This window comes from Kitasatospora sp. NPDC059795, assembly GCF_042732175.1.
Classification (GTDB): Bacteria; Actinomycetota; Actinomycetes; order Streptomycetales; family Streptomycetaceae; genus Kitasatospora.
The window spans coordinates 575,732-600,049 of record NZ_JBHWID010000002.1 but is presented as its reverse complement, the minus strand read 5'-3'; the positions used below and the strand labels follow the sequence as shown (position 1 = coordinate 600,049).

Annotated in this window: 25 protein-coding genes; 4 read left to right on the top strand and 21 right to left on the bottom strand. The window is 71.8% G+C overall.

The window, feature by feature from the left end; all coding sequences use genetic code 11:
* Positions 1-73 precede the first annotated feature (73 nt).
* On the bottom strand, positions 74-466 hold the full coding sequence (locus ACFV4P_RS06655) for an SCO5389 family protein (protein WP_380467996.1): 393 nt from the start codon (positions 464-466) through the stop codon (positions 74-76).
* A gap of 569 nt (positions 467-1,035) precedes the next feature.
* On the opposite strand from ACFV4P_RS06655, the gene nucS reads away from it, so the two are divergent.
* The 3 genes from nucS (at position 1,036) to ACFV4P_RS06640 (ending at position 3,608) form a co-directional block, all read left to right on the top strand.
* On the top strand, positions 1,036-1,695 hold the full coding sequence (gene nucS / locus ACFV4P_RS06650; protein WP_380467994.1) for an endonuclease NucS: 660 nt from the start codon (positions 1,036-1,038) through the stop codon (positions 1,693-1,695).
* 61 nt (positions 1,696-1,756) lie between these two features.
* On the top strand, positions 1,757-2,404 hold the full coding sequence (locus ACFV4P_RS06645; protein WP_380467992.1) for a hypothetical protein: 648 nt from the start codon (positions 1,757-1,759) through the stop codon (positions 2,402-2,404).
* A 13-nt stretch (positions 2,405-2,417) separates the two neighbouring features.
* Entirely contained in the window at positions 2,418-3,608 is a 1,191-nt protein-coding gene (locus ACFV4P_RS06640) for a nucleotidyl transferase AbiEii/AbiGii toxin family protein (RefSeq protein ID WP_380467990.1), read from the top strand.
* Positions 3,609-3,889: 281 nt separating this feature from the next.
* Here the strand turns inward: ACFV4P_RS06640 and ACFV4P_RS06635 are convergent, their stop codons facing one another.
* The 4 genes from ACFV4P_RS06635 to ACFV4P_RS06620 form a co-directional block, all read right to left on the bottom strand.
* Positions 3,890-6,127, bottom strand: a complete 2,238-nt coding sequence (locus ACFV4P_RS06635) for an ATP-binding protein (protein ID WP_380467988.1) — start codon at positions 6,125-6,127, stop codon at positions 3,890-3,892.
* A 110-nt stretch (positions 6,128-6,237) separates the two neighbouring features.
* Positions 6,238-6,573 carry an STAS domain-containing protein gene (locus ACFV4P_RS06630; protein WP_073814212.1) on the bottom strand — a complete coding sequence of 112 codons (336 nt, stop codon included), beginning with the start codon at positions 6,571-6,573 and terminating at the stop codon, positions 6,238-6,240.
* 496 nt (positions 6,574-7,069) lie between these two features.
* Positions 7,070-7,720: a response regulator gene (locus ACFV4P_RS06625; RefSeq protein ID WP_380467986.1), complete on the bottom strand. Its 651-nt coding sequence runs from the start codon at positions 7,718-7,720 to the stop codon at positions 7,070-7,072.
* Positions 7,717-8,910: a sensor histidine kinase gene (locus ACFV4P_RS06620; RefSeq protein WP_380467984.1), complete on the bottom strand. Its 1,194-nt coding sequence runs from the start codon at positions 8,908-8,910 to the stop codon at positions 7,717-7,719. Before ACFV4P_RS06620 ends, ACFV4P_RS06625 begins: the two co-directional genes overlap by 4 nt.
* Positions 8,911-9,033: 123 nt before the next feature.
* Between ACFV4P_RS06620 and ACFV4P_RS06615 the strand changes: the two genes are divergently transcribed.
* A complete protein-coding gene (locus ACFV4P_RS06615; protein WP_380467982.1) occupies positions 9,034-9,564 on the top strand; it encodes a hypothetical protein in 531 nt (176 codons plus the stop codon).
* Between the two features lie 7 nt (positions 9,565-9,571).
* Here ACFV4P_RS06615 and ACFV4P_RS06610 read toward each other — a convergent pair whose 3' ends face one another.
* The 16 genes from ACFV4P_RS06610 to prmC all read right to left on the bottom strand — a co-directional run bounded on the left by ACFV4P_RS06610 (position 9,572) and on the right by prmC (position 24,316).
* The gene (locus ACFV4P_RS06610; protein WP_380467980.1) at positions 9,572-10,144 is read right to left on the bottom strand and encodes a cob(I)yrinic acid a,c-diamide adenosyltransferase; all 573 of its coding nucleotides are present in this window, start codon (positions 10,142-10,144) and stop codon (positions 9,572-9,574) included.
* Between the two features lie 67 nt (positions 10,145-10,211).
* Entirely contained in the window at positions 10,212-10,712 is a 501-nt protein-coding gene (locus ACFV4P_RS06605; RefSeq protein ID WP_073814222.1) for a DUF2550 domain-containing protein, read from the bottom strand.
* Between the two features lie 127 nt (positions 10,713-10,839).
* Positions 10,840-11,223 carry a F0F1 ATP synthase subunit epsilon gene (locus ACFV4P_RS06600; protein WP_380467977.1) on the bottom strand — a complete coding sequence of 128 codons (384 nt, stop codon included), beginning with the start codon at positions 11,221-11,223 and terminating at the stop codon, positions 10,840-10,842.
* A gap of 220 nt (positions 11,224-11,443) precedes the next feature.
* Positions 11,444-12,889, bottom strand: a complete 1,446-nt coding sequence (gene atpD, locus ACFV4P_RS06595; protein ID WP_380467975.1) for a F0F1 ATP synthase subunit beta — start codon at positions 12,887-12,889, stop codon at positions 11,444-11,446.
* A 2-nt stretch (positions 12,890-12,891) separates the two neighbouring features.
* Positions 12,892-13,806, bottom strand: coding sequence for a F0F1 ATP synthase subunit gamma (locus ACFV4P_RS06590; protein WP_380467973.1), 915 nt, complete (start codon positions 13,804-13,806; stop codon positions 12,892-12,894).
* A gap of 32 nt (positions 13,807-13,838) precedes the next feature.
* A complete protein-coding gene (gene atpA / locus ACFV4P_RS06585; protein WP_073814230.1) occupies positions 13,839-15,413 on the bottom strand; it encodes a F0F1 ATP synthase subunit alpha in 1,575 nt (524 codons plus the stop codon).
* Between the two features lie 153 nt (positions 15,414-15,566).
* Positions 15,567-16,382, bottom strand: a complete 816-nt coding sequence (locus ACFV4P_RS06580; RefSeq protein WP_380467971.1) for a F0F1 ATP synthase subunit delta — start codon at positions 16,380-16,382, stop codon at positions 15,567-15,569.
* A complete protein-coding gene (locus ACFV4P_RS06575) occupies positions 16,379-16,936 on the bottom strand; it encodes a F0F1 ATP synthase subunit B (protein ID WP_380467969.1) in 558 nt (185 codons plus the stop codon). The genes ACFV4P_RS06580 and ACFV4P_RS06575 overlap by 4 nt, the downstream gene beginning before the upstream one ends.
* Positions 16,937-16,977: 41 nt before the next feature.
* A complete protein-coding gene (gene atpE, locus ACFV4P_RS06570; RefSeq protein ID WP_380467967.1) occupies positions 16,978-17,208 on the bottom strand; it encodes an ATP synthase F0 subunit C in 231 nt (76 codons plus the stop codon).
* A gap of 81 nt (positions 17,209-17,289) precedes the next feature.
* A complete protein-coding gene (gene atpB, locus ACFV4P_RS06565; protein ID WP_380467965.1) occupies positions 17,290-18,102 on the bottom strand; it encodes a F0F1 ATP synthase subunit A in 813 nt (270 codons plus the stop codon).
* Positions 18,103-18,381: 279 nt separating this feature from the next.
* Positions 18,382-18,735, bottom strand: a complete 354-nt coding sequence (locus ACFV4P_RS06560; RefSeq protein ID WP_380467963.1) for a hypothetical protein — start codon at positions 18,733-18,735, stop codon at positions 18,382-18,384.
* Between the two features lie 347 nt (positions 18,736-19,082).
* Positions 19,083-20,438, bottom strand: coding sequence for a glycosyltransferase family 4 protein (locus ACFV4P_RS06555; protein ID WP_380467961.1), 1,356 nt, complete (start codon positions 20,436-20,438; stop codon positions 19,083-19,085).
* A 150-nt stretch (positions 20,439-20,588) separates the two neighbouring features.
* Entirely contained in the window at positions 20,589-21,851 is a 1,263-nt protein-coding gene (glyA, locus tag ACFV4P_RS06550) for a serine hydroxymethyltransferase (RefSeq protein ID WP_380467959.1), read from the bottom strand.
* Positions 21,852-22,057: 206 nt separating this feature from the next.
* Entirely contained in the window at positions 22,058-22,693 is a 636-nt protein-coding gene (locus ACFV4P_RS06545) for a protein-tyrosine-phosphatase (RefSeq protein ID WP_073814502.1), read from the bottom strand.
* A gap of 32 nt (positions 22,694-22,725) precedes the next feature.
* Positions 22,726-23,373, bottom strand: a complete 648-nt coding sequence (locus ACFV4P_RS06540) for an L-threonylcarbamoyladenylate synthase (protein WP_380467957.1) — start codon at positions 23,371-23,373, stop codon at positions 22,726-22,728.
* A gap of 76 nt (positions 23,374-23,449) precedes the next feature.
* Positions 23,450-24,316 carry a peptide chain release factor N(5)-glutamine methyltransferase gene (prmC, locus tag ACFV4P_RS06535; protein WP_073814246.1) on the bottom strand — a complete coding sequence of 289 codons (867 nt, stop codon included), beginning with the start codon at positions 24,314-24,316 and terminating at the stop codon, positions 23,450-23,452.
* Between the last annotated feature and the right edge of the window lie 2 nt (positions 24,317-24,318).

Sequence of the window (24,318 nt, the reverse complement as noted above, 5' to 3'; positions counted from 1 at the left end):
GCTTCGCGCGCCCGGCAAGATCGGCCGGACAGGCCCTGGGCCCGGGGCGACCCGCGCTCGGGCGTGTCGGGTCTCAGCAGTCGCGCAACTCGGGCGACTGGTTGAGGAGTTGGGCACGGACCGAGGTGAAGCGGGCGTGCCGCTCGGCGGTGTCGGGGCCGGGGGCGAAGACCGCGACCCGGTGGCAGTTCTGGAAGGCCAGCTGGACGCCGAAGTGGCGCTGCAGGGCTCCGCGGATGGCGTCACTGGCCATCGCCCGGAGCAGCTGTCCGCGTTCCTGCTCGCTCGGCGGGGGGACTTCGTTGTCGGCGAAGTCGGTCCCGTCGACCTCGAGTTGGGTGACCAGGGAGCTGATCATGTCCCAGGCGTAGGGCAGCGAGGTGCGGACACAGTCGACGAACTCCCGCTCGTCGACCTCGCCTCGTTCGGCCTTCTCCAACAGGGCCGGTGAGACGTCGAGCGACATGGGTTCTCCTCTCACGGTCCGCCCCGGCGGATTCGACGGGGCGGTCGTACCGGTGTGCTGAGGGTGCATTGGACGGACGTGCGGTGAACCGCGCGCGATGTTCGAGTGCCGGCGGCGCGACGGTCTGGGGGGTCGCGTCGCGTCGTCGAGGTCCTGGCCAGGGGTTCAGACCAGCGTGTCAGTCCTTCCCGGGCCCGGCTGGAGAATCCGGGGATTGCCACCCGAATCGCTCCGCCGGGGCCCAGATTGGCCGGAATCAGTTGTGCACCGACCCTTCGCGCCGAGCCGGCCCGGCCCACCTCTGTGGCCTTGCGAGCACCATGGTTCGCCCCTCCCGGCCCGCCCACACCCGCTCTGCGGGCACTCGCTTCAAACGGCCCCCGGGCCCGCCTTCCGACGGCCGCCTGTCTCGGGAATCACGCCCCCTCGACCCACTGCACGCCGGCGCACCTCCCTCGGCCGCACGCCCCGTCCACGCGCCCCCTCCCTGCGCCCCTCCCCGCGTCTCCCCGCGCCTCCGGAATCGAACAGGGACAGCGGCACTCCCGGCGGGCCGTAGGCTTGTCCCCATGCGTCTTGTAATCGCCAAGTGCACCGTGGACTACGCGGGCCGCCTCGCTGCACATCTGCCCTCCGCCGTGCGCCTGGTGATCGTGAAGGCCGACGGGAGCGTCAGCATCCACGCCGACGACCGGGCCTACAAGCCGCTGAACTGGATGTCCCCGCCGTGCTCCCTGAAGGAGACCGAGGGGGTGTGGACGGTCACCAACAAGGCCGGCGAGAAGCTGATCATCACCCTGGAGGACGTCCACCACGACTCCAGCCACGAGCTCGGCGTCGACCCCGGCCTGGTGAAGGACGGCGTCGAGGCGCACCTGCAGGAGCTCCTCGCGGACCGCATGGAGGTGCTCGGCGCCGGCTGGTCGCTGATCCGCCGCGAGTACCCGACCGCGATCGGCCCGGTCGACATCCTCTGCCGCGACTCCGACGGCGCGACCGTCGCCATCGAGATCAAGCGCCGCGGCGAGATCGACGGCGTCGAGCAGCTCACCCGCTACCTCGACCTGCTCAACCGCGATCCGCTGCTCGCCCCGGTCAAGGGCATCTTCGCCGCCCAGGAGATCAAGCCCCAGGCCCGCGTGCTGGCCACCGACCGCGGCATCGGCTGCGTCGTCCTCGACTACGACGAGCTGCGCGGCATCGACGACGACAAGCTCAAGCTGTTCTGAGCCCCCCGCGGCGGCCGATTGCGGTGGCCGCCGCCCGCACCGCGCTGCGACAATCCCCCGCATGCCCGTTCGAAGCGCCGACCCGGTCGGCCGGTACGAGACCCATCTCACCCTGGCCCCGGCCGAGGTCGACGCGCTGGCCCGCTGGGCGGCCGCGCACGGCCTGGAGTTCACCCACATCCTGCTGGCCCGCGGCCGGCACCCGTCGCAGCCGATGCTGTCCTGGCAGAGCGACGGCACCCTGGCCGCCCAGCACCGCCGCGCCGCCGCCGAGGCGGCCCGGCTGCGGGCCGCCGGGTTCACCCCGGTCCGGGTGAAGATCGAGGCGGCGCCCTGGACGCCGGGCGTCCCCGGCACCGACGCGGAGGCAGAACTCGCCGACGCCGCCTGCTACTTCGAACACCACGTGAAGGTCCGCCTGGCCCCCGGCGTCCCCCGCGACGCGCTGGCCCGGGCCGCCGACGGCCACCATGCGCACGTCTCCTGGAACGCCCGCCGCACCGAACCCGACGGCCACCGCCAGTACTTCGTCACCCAGCGCTGCCACCGCCTCGGCCTGGCCTCCGCCGGCGCCCGCCTCGACGACCTCACCGCCGCGCTGACCGCCGCCGGCTTCCCCCCGCTGAAGGTCACCCGCGAGTACGTGGTCCACGACTCGGCGCTCGCCCTGGACTCCGGCTGGCTCGACGACGCCCCGACCACCCCCTGACCGAGGAGGCCCCGTGCCCGACCACCGCCTGCTGCCCGAGGACCGTCGCGCCCGGCCGCGCACGTTCCGGCCCGTCGACGACCCGCGGGCCAGCCAGCCCGAGATCTTCGACCCGGCCCTGAAGCAGTTCGACGACGCCTACCGGGCGGGCGAGCCGCGATTCACCGACCCCGGCCTCTCCGCCGCCTGGTACGCGGCCCGCCGCACCGCGATGGACGCCGCCCTGGCCGCCGTCGCCGCCTCCGGCCGGGCCGACCACCTGGTGCTGCGCGGCTCCGTGGTGCTGAAGGCCTGGTTCGGCGACGCCGCCCGCGAACCCGGCGACGTGGACTTCGTCGTCACCCCCGCCGACTGGACGCTCGACGACCCACGCACCGAGAACCTGTTCGACGACATCGTGGGCGCCGTCAACCGCACCACCGGGCCCGTCCGCTTCCCGCCCGGCCGGAGCGTCACCGAGGACATCTGGACGTACGAGCGGGCCCCCGGCCGCCGCCTGCTGCTCGGCTGGGAGGCCGACGGCCTGCCCGGCGGCACGGTGCAGCTCGACTTCGTCTTCAACGAGGAACTGCCCGTCCCCGCCGAGCCCCTGGAACTCGCACCCGGCACCGTGCTGAACGTCGCCGGGCGTGAACTCTCGCTCGCCTGGAAGCTGCTGTGGCTCGCCACCGACCGCTACCCGCAGGGCAAGGACCTGTACGACGCGGCCCTGCTGGCCCGCTCGACCGGCCTGCGCTACCAGGTGCTGCGGGACGTCTTCGTCACCGGCGAGGCCCACTACGCCGAGGAACCGGTGGGCCCGGAGAGCGTCCCCACCGAGACCGACTGGTCGAACTTCGCCGCCGAGTACCCGCAGCTGGCCGGTGAGGAGTCCGACCACGCCCGCCGCCTGGCCGAGGCCCTCGCGCCGACCTTCGCGGAAGTCCCCGACGCCGATCGCGCCGCCTGGTGGCGCGAAGGCTGGCTCGGACCCGTCCGCCGCCTGCACGCCGACCAGGGCTTCGCCGCCGCCCAGGCCTGGCTGGCCGCCCGCCAGGCACCGCTCCAGCTGGCCCACCGCCTCACCGCCGAGGCCCTCGGCCCCGCCGCCCCCGAGCACCTCGGCGCGGCCATGCTCGACTGCCCGGCCTGGTCCTGGTACGCCGACCGGGCCGCGGGCGGGCGGCTGTCCGCGGAGACCGTCGACGCCTGGCTCCGCTCCTGACCCGCCACCCTTCCAGCGGATTCGCCTGCCCGGGGCGCCGATTCGGTGAGGTGTGCCCACGCTGCCGGAATCCCTGAACGGCAGAGGGCCGCACGGCCCCCACCGAGGGGAGCCGTCAGCGTGGACGGCCTCGCCCGGCACCGGCCCGGGCCAGTGCGAAAACCAGGGCGACTACCGGATGCCTGCCTCGCCCTCGGCCCGCGCCCTCGGCCCGCGCTTCGGCCCGTCGATCCGCATCGACACCGGCAGCCGACCGGGCGGCTGCCGGCTCCGACTCCGGTTCAACGTCCGGGGCCTGGCTGGCCGGCGACGGGCGGGCTGGTCGACGGGTCCGGGCCGGTCGGCGGCGGGGAGCTCGGCGTCTGGCTGTTGGACGGCGGGGGGCTCGACGACTGACCGGTCGACTTGCTCGGCTGCGGTGCCGAACTCGACTGTGCCGGCGTGGACTTGGTGGAGCTGGGCGTCGTGCCCGGCTTCGTGCTGCTCGGGCTGCCGCTCGGCCGGTGGGTGCTGGACGGGCTGTCGCTCGCCGACTCCGACGGGCTGTCGGACGGCGTCGCGCTGTCGCTCGTCGACGGTCGCGGGCTGGTGCTCGGCCGGGGGCTGGTGGTGGCGTCCGGCTCCGGCACGGTGTCGTCGGCGGACATCCCGGGCTGCTTGCCCGCGGGGGTGTCCTCGCTGCTGACGGCCACGCCGATCGCGGTGCCGAGCACGCCGAGCGCCATCACCGCCGCGCTCGCCGCCAGCACGGTCTTCCGCGCCCCGGCGGGCGCCCGCTTGCGCAGCCGGGCCGGCACCTGGGCGATCGCCCGGATGGTGCGCCGCCCGCGCATCGGCTGGGTGTCGTCGGCCCCGGCGGTGAGCGCCGCGGTCTCCTCCAGCCGGATCAGGTCGAGCATCCGCCGCGCCGCCGTCCCGCCGCGCTGGTCGCCGCCGGCGGCCCGCAGCGCGAGCGCCGCCTCCAACTCGCCGACGGCCCGCCGGGAGCTGCCGACGCACAGCGCGAGAACGCCCAACTCGTGGTGGAACCAGGCCTGTTCGGCGGTCGCCCCGAGCATCCGGGCGGCCTCCAGGCCGAGTTGCAGGGCCTGCTCCCAGGCGCCCCAGCGCAGCGAGAGGGCCAGCGCGGGTGCGGCGGCCCGGGCCAGCCGCAGCACCTGCTCGGGTCGGTCGGCGTCCCGTTCGGCGCGCAGCACCGCGAGGATCACCCCGGCCTCGGCGGCGACCTGCCGGGTCGTCACCGACGCGTGCCCGACCCACCAGGACAGGTGCTCGGCCGCACCGTGCGCGACCCCGCCGGGGGCGAACGGCGCGGGTTCGCCCTGCGTGTCGGACTCCAGTTCGGGGAGCAGCGCGACCAGCACGCCCTCGGTGAGCCGGTGGTGGCCGCCCACTGACACCGCCAGGCCGTTGTCCACCAGTTCCTGCAGCGCGCTCTCTCCGAGGCCGACGTCGATCAGCGCGGGCAGGTGCGGCGCGGTCGGGCACTCGCCGTCCAGCGCCAGCGCCAGCCGCAGCACCCGCCGGGCCGGCTCGCTCAGTCCCTGCATCAGCAGCCGGGCCGGCGAGGCGCTCTCGCCCACCGACGGCAGCGGCACCCCGGCCCGCAGCTCGGCCTCCAACTCGGCCGGATCGCCCGGGAGTTCGTACTCCTGAGCGAAACCGAAGACGCTCCGCCGGTCCTCCTGCGCGGCGACCAGCGCGTCCACTGTGACGTCCCGCTGCCGCAGCAGCGCCGCCGCCCGGACGAAGCGCAGCGGCAGGCCCTCCGACTCGAACCACAGGTCCACCGCCCAGGCCCGCTCGCCCTCGTCCAGCTGACGTCCCGCCAGTCGCGCCGCGAGCGTCAGGGACGCCGGCCGGGACAGGCCCGCCACCAGGTGGTCCCGCAGCCGCGAACCGGGGGCCGACAGCGGCGCGTCCGGCGCGGTGGAGACCAGGAACGCGCACTCGGGCGCCAACGCCAGCAGGCCCTCCAGCTCGTCGCCGGACAGCTCCACGTCGTCGATCACCACCACCGCGGCGACCCCGGCCAGCAGCTCGACCAGCTGCTCCCGATCGGGACGGAAGTCCGGCGCCTGGTGCGTCGCCGCGAACAGGTCCTGCAACAGGTCGGCGGGCGTCCGGCGGTAGCCGCTCAGCCGCACCACGCCGTCGGGCGCCAGCTCCCCCGCCACCTCGGCGACGGCCGCGAGCAACGCGGAGCGGCCCGAACCGGCCTGCCCGACCAGCCGCACCGAGCGGCCCTCGCGGAGCTGCCCGAGCACCGCCGCGATGTCGCCGTCCCGGTCCAGCAGCGGCAGGTCCCCGGGCCCGGCCCCCAACGCGAGCGGTCCCACCGCGGCCGTCGGCCCCAACTCCGGCCGCGCCTGCACCAGTCCGCGGATCCGCCGCGGCTCGGGCAGCCACTCGTCCGGGCAGTGCCGAGCCTCCGACCCCTCCGGTCCCCCGACCACCACCAGCCGCTCACCGCTGACCAGTTCGCCGCCCCGCGGACGTATCCCACTCGGCTGTCCCACGTCACTGCTCCCCGCCATTCGGACACCTGACCGGAGACTGTCCCACATGACCGAACCGGGTCAACACACCGGGTGGACAAGGGCGGGCGGGAGGACGGGGAGTGCAGAACCTAGCCCAGCATGGGGAGCGTCGTCCCCACCGGGTCCTGAACCGCTCCCTCGACCGCCAGGATGCGGTGCAGCCGGGTCGCCACCAGCAGCCGCTGCAGCTGCACCGGCACGTTCCGCAGGACCAGCCGTCGTCCGACCCGCCCGGCCCGCCGGTGGGTGCCCATGATGACGCCGAGCCCGGTCGCGTCCCAGAATTCGAGCCGCCCGAGGTCGAGGACGAGGTCGCCCTCGCCGCCGTCGACCGCCGCGTGCAGCAACGCCCTGGCGTCGGCGGCGCTGCGCACGTCGAGCCGCCCTTCGATGGCCAGTCCGGTGTGGTCGCCGGTGATGCGCACGCTGTCCTCCTCCTCGGCCGTGTGCCGTTGTTCGCCCGCCGCGTTGCGCCTGCCGCCCGTCCCGTACCCCAGGGACCGATCGCGCTGCGTTTCAGGTCCGGTTGTGCACCGGTCCTTTCCTGAATCTGACGGCCAACCAGTTCCGCAGGTTGCTGTCACCCGGCGGACTGTCCCTCAACTTCACCCGTCCGAGGGAATATACGCAGGTACACCTGGTACCTACGCTCGATTACCGCCCAAATCACCCGTCTGCGCGGTGCTCCGTGAGCAAACTCACCCGGAGGGTGCGGGGCTTCATCGTGCGGTCATCTGGTCCTCCCGTGGGCACGCCGAGCAGCTCGCCGTGCCGGGGCAGCACGGACCGCCCGACGGGAGCCACATCGCTCTGCGCCGGACTCTAGTAGGAGCACGCGCCCCGTGGTGCGTTCCGGCAGTGTGATCTGCACCGGAACCGGTGTGATCTGCGCCCCTCCCCCCGAAACGGCAGGAACCGTCACTACTGCCCGGGAACGGTCACTCCCCATTCCTGCGCGAGGATCGCCGCCTGCACCCGGCTGCGCAGTCCGAGCTTCGCGAGGATCCGGCTGACGTGCGTCTTGGTGGTGGCCTCCGCCGTTCCGAGCCGGTGCGCGATCTCCGCGTTGGACAGGCCCGCGCCGAGGCAGCCGAACACCTCGCGCTCCTTGGGCGTCAGCGCGTCCAGCGCGTCCGGCTCCACCGCCGATGCCTCGGACCGGGCGAAGGAGGAGATCAGCCGCCGGGTGACGGACGGCGCGAGCATCCCGTCGCCGCGGGCGACCGTGCGGATGCCCTCGACCAGCGTCTCGGCCTCCAGGTCCTTCAGCAGGAACCCGGCCGCGCCGGCCCGCAGCGCGCCCCACACGTACGCGTCCAGGTCGAAGGTGGTCAGGACGAGAACCTGCGCGGCCCCGGCCTCCACCACCCGCCGGGTCGCGGCGACGCCGTCCAGCCGGGGCATCTGCACGTCCATCAGCACGACGTCGGGCCGCAGCTCCAGCGCCATCCGGACGGCTTCCTCGCCGTCCGCGGCCTCGCCGACGACCGTCAGGTCGTCCTCGGCCCGCAGGATCATCACCAGCGCGGCCCGGACGGCCGCCTGGTCCTCCGCCACCACTACCCGGATCATTCCCGCTCCCCGCTCGTCGTCCGCGGCAGCACTGCCCGCACCCGCCACGTGTGTCCGTCCGTCGGCCCGGCGTCGAACTCGCCGCCGAGCAGCTGGGCCCGCTCCCCCATGCCGACCAGCCCGGCCTTCGCGCCGGGCACCGCCCGGCCCTCGCCCTCCCGGTACGGGGACTCCACGGTGATCTCCAACTCCCGCTCGCCGTACCGGATGCGCAGCCGGACCGGACCGGGCGCGGCGTGCTTGACGGCGTTGGTCAGCGACTCCTGGACGATCCGGTACGCGGCGAGTTCGACCGGCGCGGGCAACTCGCCCGGCTCGCCGAGCTGTTCCGCCCCGAACCGCAGCCCGGCCGACCGCCCGGCCGCGACGGCCTGTTCCAGCAGCACGTCGACGGCCGCCAACCGCGGTGCGGCGTAGGGCTCTTCGGGGGTGGCCTCGCGCAGCAGCCCGATCATCCGGCGCATCTCGGCGAGGCCCTGCACGCTGTTCTCCCGGATCACCGCGAGCGCCTCCACCAGCGGCTCGTCCGCCGCGCGCTCCTGCCGGCGGGCCACCGACTGCGCGCCGGTGGCGTGGATCGCGATCGCCGACAGGTGGTTGGCGATCACGTCGTGCAGTTCGCGGGCCATCCGCGACCGTTCGGCGACCACCGCGCCGCGCCGGTCCATCTCGGCGAGCAGCGTGGTCTGTTCGGCCCGCAGCCGCTCCGCCTCCGCGGCGTCCCGGTGCCGGCGCAGCAGGTCGGCCGTCCACACCGGGGAGAGGAAGATCAGCCCGCAGAACACGGCGACCAGCAAGGCCTCCGGCAGCGAGGCGAACTGCCAGGCCAGGCCGGTCAGCACCACGGTGGTGGCGGCGCCCGACAGCTGCAGGACCCGGCTCATCCGCGGCGGGCCGTACAGCACGGCCGCGTACAGCAGGTCGGTGTACAGCAGCAGCGTCGCCAGCACCGAACCGAGGTACAGGCCGAGGCCGAACACCACCCCGCCGACGCTGACCGCCAGCACGGTGCGCCGGCGGCGCAGCAGCGTGAGCCCGGCCATCGCGACCAGCGGCAGCACCGACACCCACGCCGACAGCCCGGGCCGCCGGTCGTACGCGCCGACCACGATCAGCAGCAGCCCGCCGAGCAGCCCGGCCGCGGCGATGGCCTGGTCCTGTCGGTGCTCGGAGAGTCTCACCCGGCCCATCCCAGCACTCCTTCCGCCCCGCCGGAACGACCGGTCGGACGACCCGCCGTCCGACGAACGGCTGACGTCCCTGTCCGCTGGGCGGACGATGACGCCGTGCCCGTACGCGGGGAGGATCGAAGCATGGTTTCCCTGATCGTGGCCGGCGAGGCCGGCTTCTGGGTGGTGCTGGCGGCGGGGCTGCTGGCCCGCTACGCGCTGCGCCTGCGCCGCACCGGTCTGGCGCTGCTGGCGCTGCTGCCGGTGGTCGATCTGGTGATCCTCGGCGCCACCGTCGCCGATCTGCGCGGCGGCGCCACTGCCGACTGGTCGCACGGCCTGGCCGCCGCGTACGTCGGCTTCTCGATCGCCTACGGCCACCGCATGGTCCGCTGGGCCGACGCCCACGCCGCGCACCGGCTGGCGGGCGGCCCCAAGCCCGCCGGCGCGCCCAAGTACGGTGCGCCGCGGGCCCGTTACGAGTGGGGCGTGTTCCTGCTGACGCTGCTGGCCTCGGCCGTCACGGTGGCGCTGGTCGCCGCCGTCCAGTGGCTGGTCGGCGACGCCGCGCGCACCGCGGCGCTCGACGACTGGTACCCGCGCATGGCCCTGGTGGTCGGCATCAACCTGGTGGTGGCCGCCAGTTACACGCTCTTCCCGAAACGGCAGAAGTGACGGCGGGTCAGCGGTTCTCGCCGGGCACCCAGAGCACGTCGCCGCGCTCCTTGTTCGCCACCCGCGCCAGGATGAACAGCAGGTCGGACAGCCGGTTCAGGTACTTCGCGGTCAGCGGGTTGATGTCGTCGCCGTGCGTCTCGATCGCCGCCCAGGTGGCCCGCTCGGCCCGCCGCACCACGGTGCACGCCAGGTGCAGGTACGCGGCGCCGGGGGTGCCGCCGGGCAGGATGAAGCTGCGGAGCTTCTCCAGCTGCTCCAGGAACCGGTCGCAGTCCCCCTCCAGCCGGTCGATGTAGGTCTGCTCGACCCGCAGCGGCGGGTACTGGGGGTTCTCCACGATCGGCGTCGCCAGGTCCGCGCCCACGTCGAACAGGTCGTTCTGGATCCGGGTCAGCACCGGCACCAGCTCGCCGTCCAGCGCCCCGGCGGCCAGCGCCACACCGATCGCCGCGTTGGCCTCGTTGGTGTCGGCGTACGCGATCAGCCGCGGGTCGGTCTTGGTGGTCCGGCTCATGTCGCCGAGCGCGGTCGTGCCGTCGTCCCCGGTCCGGGTGTAGATGCGCGTCAGGTTCACCATGCCCGCAGCCTAGCGCGCACGTCGCAGCCGGTGGACGCGAGCCGCGTCACGCCCGACTGGCGGGAAATCAGGCGACGTTGACCCTCTGCCCGGGCGGGGCGGCCTCCAGCCAGGCCAGGAAACCGGTCAGCGCGTCGTCGCTCATCGCGAGCTCCAGCGGCGCGCCCCGGTGCAGGCAGCGCAGCACCACCGAGCCGGAGAGCAGCGCGAGTTCCTCCTGCCCCTGCGGGTAGCGGCGGCCCAGCACCTCGATCTCGGTGCGCGGCAGGACCCGTCGCGGCCGGGGCGCGTACGAGAACACCCGGAACCACTCGATGGAGTCCCCGCTGTAGCGGCCGATACCAAAAACCCACCCCTTGCCATCGGTCTGGGGGACCGGGGCCGAGGTGGGCTGGCCGTTCTCGTCGAGATCCGGCTGCGTGGAGGCGTCCACAGGCATTTTCAAGCGGTAGGAGCAGTCGAAGGTGCCGCCCACCCGCTGGATGAGGCGGCGGCGTACCGCGAATCCGACCAGGCCCGCGATGGCGAGGACCACCACCGACGCGCACACCACAAGGGCGAGGACCACGCTCACCTACCTCCTCGCTGCCTTCATCCCCGTTGACGGCCTTGCGCGGCCGCCCATTCCTACCAACTGATACGACAGTCCCGAGGACACGCACCAGGCGTCCCCGGGACCGTCGCTGAAACCAGGCTCAGTGATGCGCCTTCAGGCCGCCGGCGGCGACCAGTCGGACCTCGGCGCGACGCTCGGCGTGCGAGTCGGCGTCGGCCTTGGCGTTCTCCAGCGCGCGCTCGGCGCGGGCGACGTCGATCTCGTCGGCCAGCTCGGCGATCTCGGCGAGGATCGACAGCTTGTTGTCGGCGAACGAGATGAAGCCACCGTGCACCGCGGCGATGATCGTGCCCTCGGAGGCGGTGCGGATGGTGACCGGACCGGTCTCCAGCACGCTCAGCACCGGGGTGTGACCCGGCATGATGCCGGTGTCGCCGGAGGCCGTACGGGCAACAACGATGGTGGCCGCACCGGACCACACCTTGCGGTCGGCTGCGACCAGCTCGACGTGCAGCTCAGCCAACGTGGGCTCCTTGGCTCTTGCCGGGCCTCGGCCACCCGGGCGAACGGGCGGGCGTCGATCTCGGCAGTTTCGGTAAGAATAACGGTCTCGCGCCCCCGGAACGAAACCAAGGGCCCGTAAATGACCGGGATCACAGCAGATCCAGCGTTGAGGGGTGGCCCCCGACGAGAGCCGGGAACCACCCCTCAACGGTTGGGTCTGCCGTGCGACCGGTCTGCGGTTACTTCTTCAGCAGCTCGGCGGCGTTGCGCTCGAGGTCGTCGATGCCACCGCACATGAAGAAGGCCTGCTCCGGGATGTGGTCGTACTTGCCGTCCGCGATGGAGTTGAAGGCCTCGATGGTCTCCGACAGCGGCACGGTCGAACCGTCGACACCGGTGAACTGCTTCGCCACGTAGGTGTTCTGCGAGAGGAAGCGCTCGATGCGGCGGGCACGCTGCACCGTGATCTTGTCTTCCTCGGACAGCTCGTCGATACCGAGGATCGCGATGATGTCCTGCAGGTCCTTGTACTTCTGCAGGATCCCCTTGATACGGATGGCCGTGTCGTAGTGGGTCTGCGCGATGTACCGCGGGTCGAGGATGCGGGACGTGGAGTCCAGCGGGTCGACGGCCGGGTAGATGCCCTTCTCCGAGATCGGACGCGACAGAACGGTGGTCGCGTCCAGGTGGGCGAAGGTGGTGGCCGGCGCCGGGTCGGTCAGGTCGTCCGCGGGGACGTAGATCGCCTGCATCGAGGTGATCGAGTGACCGCGGGTCGAGGTGATGCGCTCCTGCAGGAGGCCCATCTCGTCGGCCAGGTTCGGCTGGTAGCCCACCGCGGAGGGCATACGGCCGAGCAGGGTCGACACCTCGGAACCGGCCTGGGTGAACCGGAAGATGTTGTCGATGAAGAGGAGCACGTCCTGCTTCTCGACGTCGCGGAAGTACTCCGCCATGGTCAGCGCGGAGAGCGCGACGCGCAGACGGGTGCCCGGCGGCTCGTCCATCTGGCCGAAAACCAGCGCGGTCTTGTCCAGAACGCCCGAGTCGACCATCTCGTCGATGAGGTCGTTGCCCTCACGGGTGCGCTCACCGACACCGGCGAACACCGACACACCACCGAAGTTCTCGGCGACGCGGTAGATCATCTCCTGGATCAGAACGGTCTTGCCGACACCGGCGCCACCGAACAGACCGATCTTGCCACCCTGCACGTACGGGGTGAGCAGGTCGATGACCTTGATGCCGGTCTCGAACATCTCGGTCTTCGACTCGAGCTCGGAGAAGTTCGGGGCCTTGCGGTGGATCGGCCACTTGACCTCGACGGAGGCCTCGAACTCGGCCTTGTCGACGTTCAGCACCTCACCGAGGGCGTTGAAGACCTTGCCCTTGGTGATCTGGCCGACCGGGACGGAGATCGCCGCACCGGTGTCGGTGACCTGCGCGCCACGGACCAGGCCGTCGGTCGGCTGCATCGAGATGCCGCGGATCACGCCGTCGCCGAGGTGCTGGGCGACCTCAAGGGTCAGGGTCTTCTTGCCCGTGCCGTCGGGGTTGTCCACCTCGACGCGAAGGGCGTTGAACATGTCCGGAATCGCGTCGACGGGGAACTCCACGTCGACGACCGGGCCGATGACCCGCGCGACGCGGCCCGTCGCCGTGGTCGGCTCAACAGTGGTGGTCATACTCATTCGCTCCCGCGGCTAGCGTCGGCGAGGGCGTTGGCGCCGCCGACGATCTCGCTGATTTCCTGGGTGATCTCGGCCTGACGGGCCGAGTTGGCAAGCCGCGTGAGCGACTTGATGAGCTCGCCGGCATTGTCCGTCGCGCTCTTCATCGCGCGGCGGCGGGCGGCGTGCTCGGAAGCGGCCGACTGCAGCAGCGCGTTGTAGATCCGGCTCTCGACGTACCGCGGCAGCAGGGCGTCGAGGACGCCCTCCGCCGACGGCTCGAAGTCGTAGAGCGGGAAGATCTCGTTCTTCGCCGCCGACTTGTCGCTGAGCTCGACCTCGTCGAGCTTCAGCGGCAGCAGGCGCTTGTCCACGGCGGTCTGCGTCAGCATCGACACGAACTCGGTCGACACCAGGTGCAGCTCGTCCACGCCACCGGTCTCCGCGGTGAAGGCCTCGATGAGGTCCGCCGCGACGGCCTTCGCGTCCCCGTAGGTCGGCTTGTCCGAGAAGCCCGTCCACGAGTTGGCGACCGTCAGGTTGCGGAACCCGTAGTACCCGACGCCCTTGCGGCCGACGATGTACGTGACCACGTCCTTGCCCTCTTCGCGGAGCCTGGCGCTGAGCGCCAGGGACTGCTTGATGGCGTTGGTCGAGTAGCCGCCCGCCAGACCGCGGTCCGCCGTGATCAACAGCACGGCGGCACGGGTGGCGTTCGGGTTCTCGGTGGTCAGCGGGTGCTTCGCGTTGGACCGGGTGGCCACCGCGGTCACCGCACGGGTGAGCTCATCGGCGTACGGAGTGGAGGCGGCCACCGCGCGCTGCGCCTTGACGATGCGCGACGCGGAGATCATCTCCATCGCCTTGGTGATCTTCTTCGTCGCGGTGACGGAGCGGATGCGGCGCTTGTAGACCCGAAGCTGTGCTCCCATGGGTCGTTACGTCCTTTCCCTCGCTACCGGACTCAGGCCTGCTCAGACAGCAGCTTGCCGTCCGCGGTGGTGAAGCCCTGCTTGAAGCCGGTGATGGCGGAGGTCAGCGCGTCGACGGTGCCCTGCTCCAGCAGGCCCGTCTCGACGATGCCGGCCAGGATGCCCTTGTGCTCCAGGCGCACGTGGTCCAGGAACTCGCGCTCGAAGCGGCGGATGTCGGCGACCGGGACGTCGTCCAGCTGACCGGTGGTGCCGGCCCAGATCGAGACGACCTGCTCCTCGACCGGGAACGGCTGGTACTGGCCCTGCTTCAGCAGCTCGACCATGCGCGCACCGCGCTCCAGCTGGGCCTTGGAGGCCGCGTCCAGGTCGGAACCGAAGGCGGCGAACGCCTCCAGCTCGCGGTACTGGGCCAGGTCCAGGCGCAGGCGGCCGGCGACCGAACGCATGGCCTTGATCTGGGCGGAGCCACCGACGCGGGAGACCGAGATACCGACGTTCACGGCCGGGCGGATGCCGGCGTTGAACAGGTCGGACTCCAGGAAGCACTGGCCGTCGGTGATGGAGATGACGTTGGTCGGGATGTACGCCGAGACGTCGTTGGCCTTGGTCTCGATGATCGGCAGACCGGTCATCGAGCCGCCGCCGAGGGCATCGTTCAGCTTGGCGCAGCGCTCCAGCAGGCGGGAGTGCAAGTAGAAGACGTCACCCGGGTAGGCCTCGCGGCCCGGCGGGCGGCGCAGCAGCAGGGAGACGGAGCGGTAGGCCTCGGCCTGCTTCGACAGGTCGTCGAAGACGATCAGGACGTGCTTGCCGTCGTACATCCACTCCTGGCCGATGGCCGAACCGGTGTACGGGGCGAGGTACTTGAAGCCGGCCGGGTCGGAGGCGGGAGCAGCCACGATGGTGGTGTACTCCAGCGCGCCGGCCTCCTCCAGGGCGCCGCGGACGGACGCGATGGTGGAGCCCTTCTGGCCCACGGCGACGTAGATGCAGCGGACCTGCTTCTCCGGGTCGCCCGAACGCCAGTTGTCGCGCTGGTTGATGATGGTGTCGACGGCGACGGCGGTCTTGCCGGTCTGACGGTCACCAATGATCAGCTGGCGCTGGCCGCGGCCGATCGGGGTCATCGCGTCGATGGCCTTGATGCCGGTCTGCAGCGGCTGCTTGACCGACTTACGGGCCATGACGCCGGGGGCCTGCAGTTCCAGGGCGCGACGGCCGGTGGAGGCGATGTCGCCCAGGCCGTCGATCGGGTTGCCCAGCGGGTCCACGACGCGGCCGAGGTAGCCGTCGCCGACCGGAACCGAGAGGACCTCGCCGGTGCGGCGCACGGTCTGGCCCTCTTCGATGCCGCCGAACTCACCGAGGATGACGACACCGATCTCGCGGGTGTCGAGGTTCAGCGCGAGGCCGAGCGTGCCGTCCTCGAACTTCAGCAGCTCGTTCGCCATGACCGAGGGCAGACCCTCGACATGCGCGATGCCGTCCGCAGCGTCGGTGACCTTGCCGACCTCTTCCACAGAAGCGGCGTCCGGCTGGTACGACTGGACAAAGTCGGCCAGCGCGTCCCGGATCTCCTCCGGACGGATCGTAAGCTCCGCCATCAGGCTTCCCTGCTCTCCTAGTTTGCGATCCTCGGCCCGCCATTGAGGGCCGCAAGTGCTCGACTCTCGGCCGGGTCGGGTGAACCGGCCGTACGTTTTGCCGGCCCACCTGGTGTGGACCGACGCCCGACCGAGGGTCGGATAGTGCTGGTGTCAGCCTTCGAGGCCCTGACGAGCGCCTTCGAGGCGGCTCGAGACCGTGCCGTCGATGACCTCGTCGCCGATCTGCACCCGGACACCGCCCTGGACCTCGGGGTCCACGTCGATGTTCAGGTGGACCGGGCGGCCGTGCAGGCCGGCCAGGGCAGCGGCGAGCCGCTCCTTCTGGCGGTCCGACAGCGGCACGGCGCTGGTGACCTGCGCCACCACGCGGCCCCGCCGGGAGGCGGCGAGCTTGGAGTAGGACTCCAGGCCACCCTCCAGGCTACGGCCCCGGGGAGCGGTGATCAGGCTGGTGACCAGGCGGACGGTGCCCGCGTTGGCCTTGCCGCCGAGGAGCTTGCGGATCAGCGCCGCCTTGGCGGCGGCGTCGGCCTTCGGCTCGGTCAGCGCGGCGCGCAGCTCGTGCGAGCCCGCCACCACCCGGCCGAACCGGAACAGCTCGTCCTCGACGTCGTCCAGCGCGCCCGACTTGTCGGCAGCGATGACCTCGGCGTACGCGGTCAGCTGCTCGGCCGCGTCGGCCAGGTCACGCGAACCGGACCAGCGCGAGCGCACCAGGCCGGAGACCAGGTCGACGGTCTCGCCCGAGACCTGACCGGCCAGCAGCGAGGAGACCAGCTGGGCCTTGTCCTGACCGGCCCGGGACGGGTCGGTAAGCACGCGGCGCAGCGACACCTCGCGGTCCAGCAGCGCGGTGACGGAGGCGAGTTCCTCGGCGAGCTTGGCCGCGTCCACCGAGGTGTTGTCGGTCAGGCTCTCAAGGTTCTCGCGACCGGCGGCGAGGGCCTCGCGGCTCGCGCCGATCACTTGGACGCACCCTGGGCAGCGGCGGCCTTGGACTCCAGCTCGTCCAGGAAGCGGTCGATGACACCGCTCTGGCGGGCGTGGTCCTCCAGGGACTCACCGACGATGCGGGAGGCCAGCTGGGAGGCCAGCGAGCCCACGTCCTGGCGCAGGGCGGCGGTCGCCTGCTTCTTGTCGGCGTCGATCTGCGCGTGGCCGGCGGCGACGATGGCCTCACGCTGACGCTGGCCCTCCTCGCGCATGTCGGCGATCAGGACAGCACCCTGCTCACGGGCGTGCTCGGTGATCCGAGCGGCCTCGTGACGCGCCTCGGCCAGCTCGGCACGGTACTGCTCAAGCATGGCCTGGGCCTCGGCCTGAGCGGTCTCCGCGCGCTTCATGCCGCCTTCGATGGCGTCACGGCGCTCCTCCAGCACCTTCTCGATGCTGGGGAGGAGCTTCTTGCCGAGAAGACCGAAGACGATGAAGAAGCAGAGCAGGCCGATGATGACCTCGGGCCACGCGGGGAGAAGAGGGTTCATCTTCTCTTCAGCCGCGAGGAGAACCTCGGGGGTCATATCAGAACCTTTCGTCGGAATTGACTACCGGTGCGCCTGGCTCACTGGCCGTAGACGAACGGCATGACGATGCCGATCAGGGCGAGGGCCTCGGTCAGGGCGAAGCCGATGAACATGTTGGTACGGATCAGGCCAGCGGCCTCGGGCTGACGGGCCATCGCCTGCACGCCGTTACCGAAGATCAGACCGACGCCGATGCCGGGGCCGATCGCAGCGAGGCCGTAGCCGATGGAAGCGACGGAGCCGTGGATACCTTCAGCGAGAGCGGACATCTCAGCTAATCCTTTGCGGGGATGGAATACCGGTGGGTGTTGGCCACCGGGAGTTCAGGGGCGCGGCCGGAGCCGCGGGGCTCAGTGCGCCTCTTCCAGGGCACCGGCGATGTAGCTGCTGGCGAGCATCACGAAGATGTACGCCTGCAGGAACTGCACCAGCAGCTCGAAGCCGGTCAGGCCGACGGTCACCACGAAGGACACCGAGCCGTACAGGGCGCCGATGGTGGGGCTCAGCAGGTACCACGAGGCCACCGAGAAGACGACGATCAGCAGGTGACCGGCGAACATGTTGGCGAAGGCTCGGACCGCGAGGGTGAAGGGGCGCACGAAGATGTTCGAGAAGAACTCGATCGGCACCAGGATGAACATGACCCAGCCCGGGATGCCCGACGGCCAGCAGAGGTTCTTCATGCCGCCGACGAAGCCGTGCTTCTTGAAGGTCAGCGTCATGTAGGTGATCCACACGATCGCCGCGAGCCCGACCGGGAACGCGATGCGCGACATCACCGGGAACTGGGCGAACGGGATGATGGACATGATGTTCATGATCCATACGAAGAAGAACATCGAGACCAGCATCGGGACGTACTTCTCGCCCTTTTTGCCGATCGTCTCCAGCACGATGCTCCGCTTGACGAAGTCGTACCCGATCTCACCGACCAGCTGGAGCTTGCCCGGAAGCAGCTTCGGCTTGGCGAACGCGGCCCAGAAGAAGCCGACCACCAGCAGCGCACAGATGATCGACAGCAGCATCGGCTTGGTGAAGTCGACGCCGGCGACCGTGAAGATCGGCTTGAAGTCGAACTCGTTCAGGCCGGGGGCCGGGAAGCCGCAGCCGGAGAAAAGGTGGCAACCGGCCTCGGAGGCGAGCTGAACGTCAGCACCCACCACAGACTCCTTCGTTCTGACGCATGGTTACGGCAACCTCGGTGTGTCGGCGTGGCCTGCGGCCACGGTGCGGCACTGGAACTAGTTGGATTTCTCGCGGACCCGGCGCGGCGCATATCCCCGCCGCGGGATCTTCGAAAGCTTCGTGGAGCCGGGGGGCGATCCGTCCGATTCTCGGAGAGACCTGGCCGCATCCCGTACTCCGCCGTTGGGACGGACGATAGCAGCCCGTCAGGAGGGCATAAACACCGCCCCCCTCGCGAGGGGGACAGCAAGCCCCGCTCACGGTTGACGCCCGGATTTCGGCTTGTCGCCGGGCTCCACGTAGTAGATCTTCGCCTTCAGCGCACCCCGGACCTGGAACGCGGTCCAGATGAGCGCGAGCCCTAGCAGGGTGAACCCGAAGACCTTGCGGTCGAAGAACGTCAGATGCTTGGCCACCGCGAGCAGGATGCCGATCGCGAAGATCTGGGTCGTGTAGACCAGCAGCGCGGCGGCCATCATCATCTGCGGGTTGTTGCGGGTCAGGCGGTCCAGCGCGTACTGGCCGAAGCTGAAGAAGCCCAGCACCACCACGGTCGCGAGCACCGCGCCGAGCAGGCCCTTCCCCTGGGCGACAACGAAAGAGATCACCATGGCGATCACTCCGGCGGCCGCAGTGGGAATTGCGGCGCCACGGAGGATCCGGGCGTCGTGGGACGGCATGTCGGCAGCTCCGGCGGCATGTCGGCGGCAAGGGGCGGAAGTACTTGGACGAGCACCACACCGCAGACCGCCGTTGAGGGCGAGCCCGTCGAGGGAGACCGACCGGGGACGGAAGTCCTCCATGTCAGGTCTTTCGGCGCGTTCTCGGTACTCGTGAACGGTATCACAAACTATTTGATGAGAGCTTTACCATGAAGATGTGGCACCTGTCACACCATCGACCCACGGGTGCCGCCGAACGGGTGGCCCCGTTCGGCGGAACGGGAGTTGACGATCCCTCAGGAGTCCTGCTCGCCCCGCCGGCCGGACGCCGTCGCGCCGGTGCCGATCCGCCCCAGCAGCGCCTTGTCCTCGGCCGACAGCTCGGCCATCGCCGGCGTCTCGGGGGCCTCGTCCTCGGCCCGCTCGACGCCGCCCTTCGCCGAGACCTTCGCGGTGGCCCGGGCGGCCCGCGCGGCGCGCAGCCCGCGGCTGCGGTAGCGGGGCGGCACGAACGGTTGGACGGCCTTCGGGGCACGCGGCCGGAAGCGCGGCATCAGCAGCACCGCGAGGCCCACCAGGCACAGGCCCGCCATCGTCAGGACCACCGTGCGGCCGGTGTTGGTGACCGAGACCGCGACGGTGCCGAAGGCGATCAGCGCGGCCCAGAAGTACATGATCAGCACGGCCCGGCTGTGCGAGTGCCCGACCTCCAGCAGCCGGTGGTGCAGGTGCTGCTTGTCCGCCGCGAACGGCGACTTGCCCGCCCAGGTGCGGCGCACCACGGCCAGCAGCAGGTCGGCCAGCGGCAGCGCGATCACCGTCAGCGGCAGCAGCAGCGGGATGTAGATCGGCACCAGGGCGTGCACCGTGATGGTCTGCGAACCGGTCCGGGACGAGACCAGGTCGGGGTCGACGCGGCCGGTGATGGAGATCGCGGCGACGGCCAGCATCAGGCCCAGCATCATCGAGCCGGAGTCGCCCATGAAGATCCGCGCCGGGTGCAGGTTGTGCGGCAGGAAGCCCAGGCACATGCCGATCAGCACGGCGGTGAACAGCGCGGCCGGCGCGGCGTCGTTGATCCCGTAGCCCAGCCAGAGCCGGTACGAGTACAGGAAGAACGCGATCGCGGCGATGCACACCATGCCCGCCGCCAGGCCGTCCAGGCCGTCGATGAAGTTCACCGCGTTCACCATCACGACCACCAGCGTGACCGAGATCAGCATGCCCTGGGTGGGGGTGAAGGTGACGGTGCCGTAGCCGGGGACCGGGATGGAGATCACCGTGACGCCCTGCCACACCATCACGCCGGCCGCGATCATCTGACCGCCGAGCTTCACCAGCGCGTCCACGCCCCACTTGTCGTCCAGGACGCCCAGCACGAACATGATGCCGGCCCCGGACAGCAGCGCCTTGACGTCCGCGCTCTGCACGAACAGCCGCCCCAGGTTGGTGAGTTGGGAGGCCGCCAGCAGGCCGGCCAGCAGGCCGCCGAACATCGCGATGCCGCCCAGCCGGGGGGTCGGTTCGCGGTGCACGTCACGTGCCCGTACGGCGGGCATCGCGCCGGCCGCGATCGCGAACTTCCGTACCGGGCTGACCAGCAGGTAGGTCACCGCCGCCGAGACGAACAGGACCAGCAGATACTCACGCACCACTGGCCTCCAGGGTCATGGTCCGACGGACGAGTACGCAGGGTACTCCCGCGCAGGTTCGGGGTTCGAGGTGCGTCGCCACGGTGCACACCTTATTGACTCCGACGCCCGGGTCCCGCATCGCGGTTCGCCTCCGCGACCGCCGAATGCTCAGCGGCGCCCCGCGAAGTCCCGCGCGAGCTCCCGGACCCGGTCCCGCACCGGCTCCACCGGGGCCCCCGCGAGCACCCGTCCGAGCAGTTCGCCGACCTCGCCGAGCTCGGTCTCCGCCATCCCCTGGGCGGCGCACGTCCCGGTGCCCAGCCGGATCCCGGAGGTCTCGGTGGCCGGTGCCGGGTCGTACGGGACGGCGCACCGCCCGAGCATCAACCCGGCTGCGGCGCACCGGCGTTCGGCCTCCACGCCGGTCAGGCCGAGGCTGCCGACCTCGGCGGTCACCAGGTGGGTGTCGGTGCCTCCGGTGAGCGGCTCGGCGCCGGCGGCGGACAGCGCGGCGGCCAGCGCGCGGGCCCCGTCCACCGCCCGGCGGGCGTACTCGGCGAATCCGGGGGTGCCGGCCTGGGCCAGCGCCACCGCCTTGGCGGCCACCTCGTTCATCGCCGCCCCGCCCTGGCAGAACGGGAACACCGCCCGGTCGATCCGGTCGGCCAGCGCGCCGCCGCACAGCAGCAGGCCGCCGCGCGGGCCGCGCAGCAGCTTGTGGGTGGCCACCACGGTGACGTCCGCGTACGGCACCGGGGAGGGCGCCAGGCCGGCCGCGACCAGGCCGGCGGTCTGCCCGGCGGTGGCGATCAGGTAGGCGTCCACCTCGTCGGCGATCTCCCGGAAGACCGCCCAGTCCGGGTGCCGGGGGTAGGAGATGCCGCCCGCGACGATCGCCTTGGGGCGGTGTTCGTGGGCCAGCCGGCGGACCTGGTCGACATCGATCAGGCCGTCCTCCTCGCGCACCCCGTAGCCGTGGAACTGGAACCAGCGGCCGGAGAAGTTGGCCCGCGAGCCGGCGCTCAGGTGGCCGCCGTGCTCCAGCGACATCGCCAGCACCGCGTCGCCGGGCCGCAGCAGCGCCGCGTAGGCCGCCAGCACGGCCGAAGTCGCCGACCGGGGTTGGACGTTGGCGTGCGGGGCGGCGAACAGCTCACGGGCCCGGTCGACGGCCAGCAGCTCGACGGTGTCGGCGGGCGCGCAGCCGGTGTGGTGGCGGCGGCCCGGGTAGCCCTCGGCGTACTTGTCGACCAGCGGGCCGGCCAGCGCCGCCAGTACGGCGGGGGTGGCCAGGTTCTCGCCGGCCAGCAGTTGCAGGGTCTCGGCCCGGCGTTCGTCCTCGGCGGTGAGCAGGTCGGCGATCAGCGGGTCCGCCGTTCGCAGGGCCTCGGCGGCCTGCCAGTGGATCTGTCGGGCATCGGCGACCGTCATGCTGCGGCTCCCGGGTGGGGGGTCCCCCCAGCCGAAGGCGAGGGGGCCGGTGCGGGCGGAGATCCCTCCAGCCTAGGTCGGGCCCTGCCCCCGGGCCCGCCCCCACACGCGGGACTGGGCCTTTCGGCCGCGCCCCGTCACCTGCACTGCCTGCGCACGCGGGCTTCACAAATCCTCCACCGAAACTTTAGTGGAGGGCGCTCAACTCACCGGCCCACGCCGGTCAGCGCGGTCACCACCGGGTCCAGCGCGTCGAATATCTCCTCGCCGCAGTTGCGGAACATGCCGATCGGGGCGCCGTACGGGTCCCTCAGCTCGTCCGATTCCGGCGCGGCGGCCAGCAGCCAGCCCCGCAGGGCGGCGGCCGAGCGGACCAGCGCGCGGGCGCGTTCGGTCAGCCGCGCGCCGTCCCTGGGGTCCGGCAGGGTCCGCGGATCGACCCTTTGCACCAACCGGGTGAACTCCTTCAGCGTGAAGGTGCGCAGACCCGCCGCGTGTCCCATCGAGATCACCTGCGCGCGGTGGTCCAGGGTCGCGGTCAGCACCAGGTCGGCGTCGATCACGTGCTCGTCGAGCAGTTCCCGCCCGGCGAAGTCGGCGCTGTCCGCGCCGTACTCCCCCAGCACGGTGGCCGCGTGCGCCTCCATCGGGGCGCCCTCGTGGCCCCAGGTCCCGGCGCTCTCCACCACGATCCGGCGACCCACCGGGACCCCGAGCCGGGAGTCCAGCTCCAGCCGGGCCAGCCGCTCGGCGATCGGCGAGCGGCAGATGTTGCCGGTGCAGACGAACAGGATCCGGAAGGTGTCGAGCGGGAGCGGCCCGGACGCCGGGAACGGCGCCAGCGCACTCCCCGCTCCGTACAACGGGGCGGCGGTCAACTGCCGGCCTCGACGTCCGGAGCGACCTCCCTCAGCTGCTCGACGCTGATCGCGCCCGCCCGCAGCACCACCGGCACCTTGCCGGTGACGTCGACGATGGTGGAGGCCGTCGCATGGTCGGCCGTTCCGCCGTCGAGGTAGATCGACACCGCGTCGCCGAGCTGCGCCTCGGCCGCGTCGCAGGTGGACGGGGACGGGCCGCCGGTCCTGTTCGCGGAGGAGACCGCGAGCGGGCCGGTGGCGTTCAGCAGCTCCAGCGCCACCGGGTGCAGCGGCATCCGGACGGCGACGGTGCCGCGGGTCTCGCCCAGGTCCCAGCGCAGCGACGGTTGGTGCCGGGCCACCAGGGTCAGGCCGCCCGGCCAGAACGCGTCCACCAGTTCCCAGGCCTGCTCGGAGAAGTCGGTGACCAGCCCGTGCAGGGTGGTCGGCGAGCCGACCAGCACCGGCGAGGGCATGTTCCGCCCGCGGCCCTTGGCCGCCAGCAGCGCGCCGACCGCCTCCGGGGAGAACGCGTCCGCGGCGATCCCGTACAGCGTGTCGGTCGGCACCACCACCAGCTCCCCGCGGCGGATCGCCGTGGCGGCCTCACGCAGCCCGCTCGCGCGGTCCTGGGCGTCGGAGCAGTCGTATCGGCGGCTCATCGGAGCAATCCCCTTCCGGTGATGTCAGTGGTGGTCCACAGCGAAGCGCGACGCGCGGTCGTGCCGGGCCCGACGGTCACAGCGAAGCCCTGCGGGCCGTGGTGAAGCGCGGGCGGTTGTTGAGGTCCCGGTGGTCGGCGGCGTCCGTCCAGCCGCCCTCCTCGCGGAAGATCCACGGGACCTGGCCGCCCTGGGTGTCCGCGTGTTCGATCACCACCGCGCCGCCGGGCCGCAGCAGCCGGGCGGCGACCCGCTCGATGCCGCGGATGGTGTCCAGTCCGTCCTCGCCGGAGAACAGCGACATCTGCGGGTCGTGGTCGCGCGCCTCGGGCGCGACGTACTCCCACTCGGTGAGCGGGATGTACGGCGGGTTGCTGATCACCAGGTCGAACCGGCCGTCCCAGGCCCGGTCGTCGGCGAACGCCTTGGTGGCGTCGCCCTGGTGCAGGTGGATCCGGGCCCGGTCGGGGCTGGCCTCGACGTTGCGGCGGGTGTAGGCGATCGCGCCCTCGTCGAGCTCGAACGCGTGCACCGTGGAGCGCGGCAGCTCCTGGGCGAGGGCCAGTGCGATCGCCCCGGAGCCGGTGCACAGGTCGACCACCAGCGGCTCGGCGACGTCCATCGCGCGGACCGCCTCTATCGCCCACTCGACCACGCTCTCGGTCTCCGGCCGGGGCACGAACACCCCGGGGCCGACCTCCAGTTCGAGGTAGCGGAAGAACGCCCGCCCGGTGATGTGCTGGAGCGGCTCGCGCTGCTCGCGGCGGGAGATCGCCTCCCAGTAGCGGGCGTCGAAGTCCCCGTCCGGCACGGTGTGCAGCTGGCTGCGCTTCACGCCGTGGACGTGCGCGGCCAGTTCCTCCGCGTCGAAGCGCGGCGAGGGAACGCCGGCCGCGGCCAGGCGCTGGGTGGCCTGGGCCACCTCGGCGAGCAGCAGGTTCATCC

What these genes read in the sequence shown, in the direction of transcription:
- ACFV4P_RS06655 (WP_380467996.1), bottom strand. Translation starts at nt 466, where the DNA reads ATGTCGCTCGACGTCTCACCGGCCCTGTTGGAGAAGGCCGAACGAGGC.
- ACFV4P_RS06645 (WP_380467992.1), top strand. Translation starts at nt 1,757, where the DNA reads ATGCCCGTTCGAAGCGCCGACCCGGTCGGCCGGTACGAGACCCATCTC.
- nucS (WP_380467994.1), top strand. Translation starts at nt 1,036, where the DNA reads ATGCGTCTTGTAATCGCCAAGTGCACCGTGGACTACGCGGGCCGCCTC.
- ACFV4P_RS06560 (WP_380467963.1), bottom strand. Translation starts at nt 18,735, where the DNA reads ATGGTGATCTCTTTCGTTGTCGCCCAGGGGAAGGGCCTGCTCGGCGCG.
- glyA (WP_380467959.1), bottom strand. Translation starts at nt 21,851, where the DNA reads ATGACGGTCGCCGATGCCCGACAGATCCACTGGCAGGCCGCCGAGGCC.
- ACFV4P_RS06540 (WP_380467957.1), bottom strand. Translation starts at nt 23,373, where the DNA reads ATGAGCCGCCGATACGACTGCTCCGACGCCCAGGACCGCGCGAGCGGG.
- atpD (WP_380467975.1), bottom strand. Translation starts at nt 12,889, where the DNA reads ATGACCACCACTGTTGAGCCGACCACGGCGACGGGCCGCGTCGCGCGG.
- ACFV4P_RS06590 (WP_380467973.1), bottom strand. Translation starts at nt 13,806, where the DNA reads ATGGGAGCACAGCTTCGGGTCTACAAGCGCCGCATCCGCTCCGTCACC.
- ACFV4P_RS06575 (WP_380467969.1), bottom strand. Translation starts at nt 16,936, where the DNA reads ATGACCCCCGAGGTTCTCCTCGCGGCTGAAGAGAAGATGAACCCTCTT.
- ACFV4P_RS06615 (WP_380467982.1), top strand. Translation starts at nt 9,034, where the DNA reads ATGGTTTCCCTGATCGTGGCCGGCGAGGCCGGCTTCTGGGTGGTGCTG.
- prmC (WP_073814246.1), bottom strand. Translation starts at nt 24,316, where the DNA reads ATGAACCTGCTGCTCGCCGAGGTGGCCCAGGCCACCCAGCGCCTGGCC.
- ACFV4P_RS06625 (WP_380467986.1), bottom strand. Translation starts at nt 7,720, where the DNA reads ATGATCCGGGTAGTGGTGGCGGAGGACCAGGCGGCCGTCCGGGCCGCG.
- ACFV4P_RS06610 (WP_380467980.1), bottom strand. Translation starts at nt 10,144, where the DNA reads ATGGTGAACCTGACGCGCATCTACACCCGGACCGGGGACGACGGCACG.
- atpE (WP_380467967.1), bottom strand. Translation starts at nt 17,208, where the DNA reads ATGTCCGCTCTCGCTGAAGGTATCCACGGCTCCGTCGCTTCCATCGGC.
- atpA (WP_073814230.1), bottom strand. Translation starts at nt 15,413, where the DNA reads ATGGCGGAGCTTACGATCCGTCCGGAGGAGATCCGGGACGCGCTGGCC.
- ACFV4P_RS06620 (WP_380467984.1), bottom strand. Translation starts at nt 8,910, where the DNA reads ATGGGCCGGGTGAGACTCTCCGAGCACCGACAGGACCAGGCCATCGCC.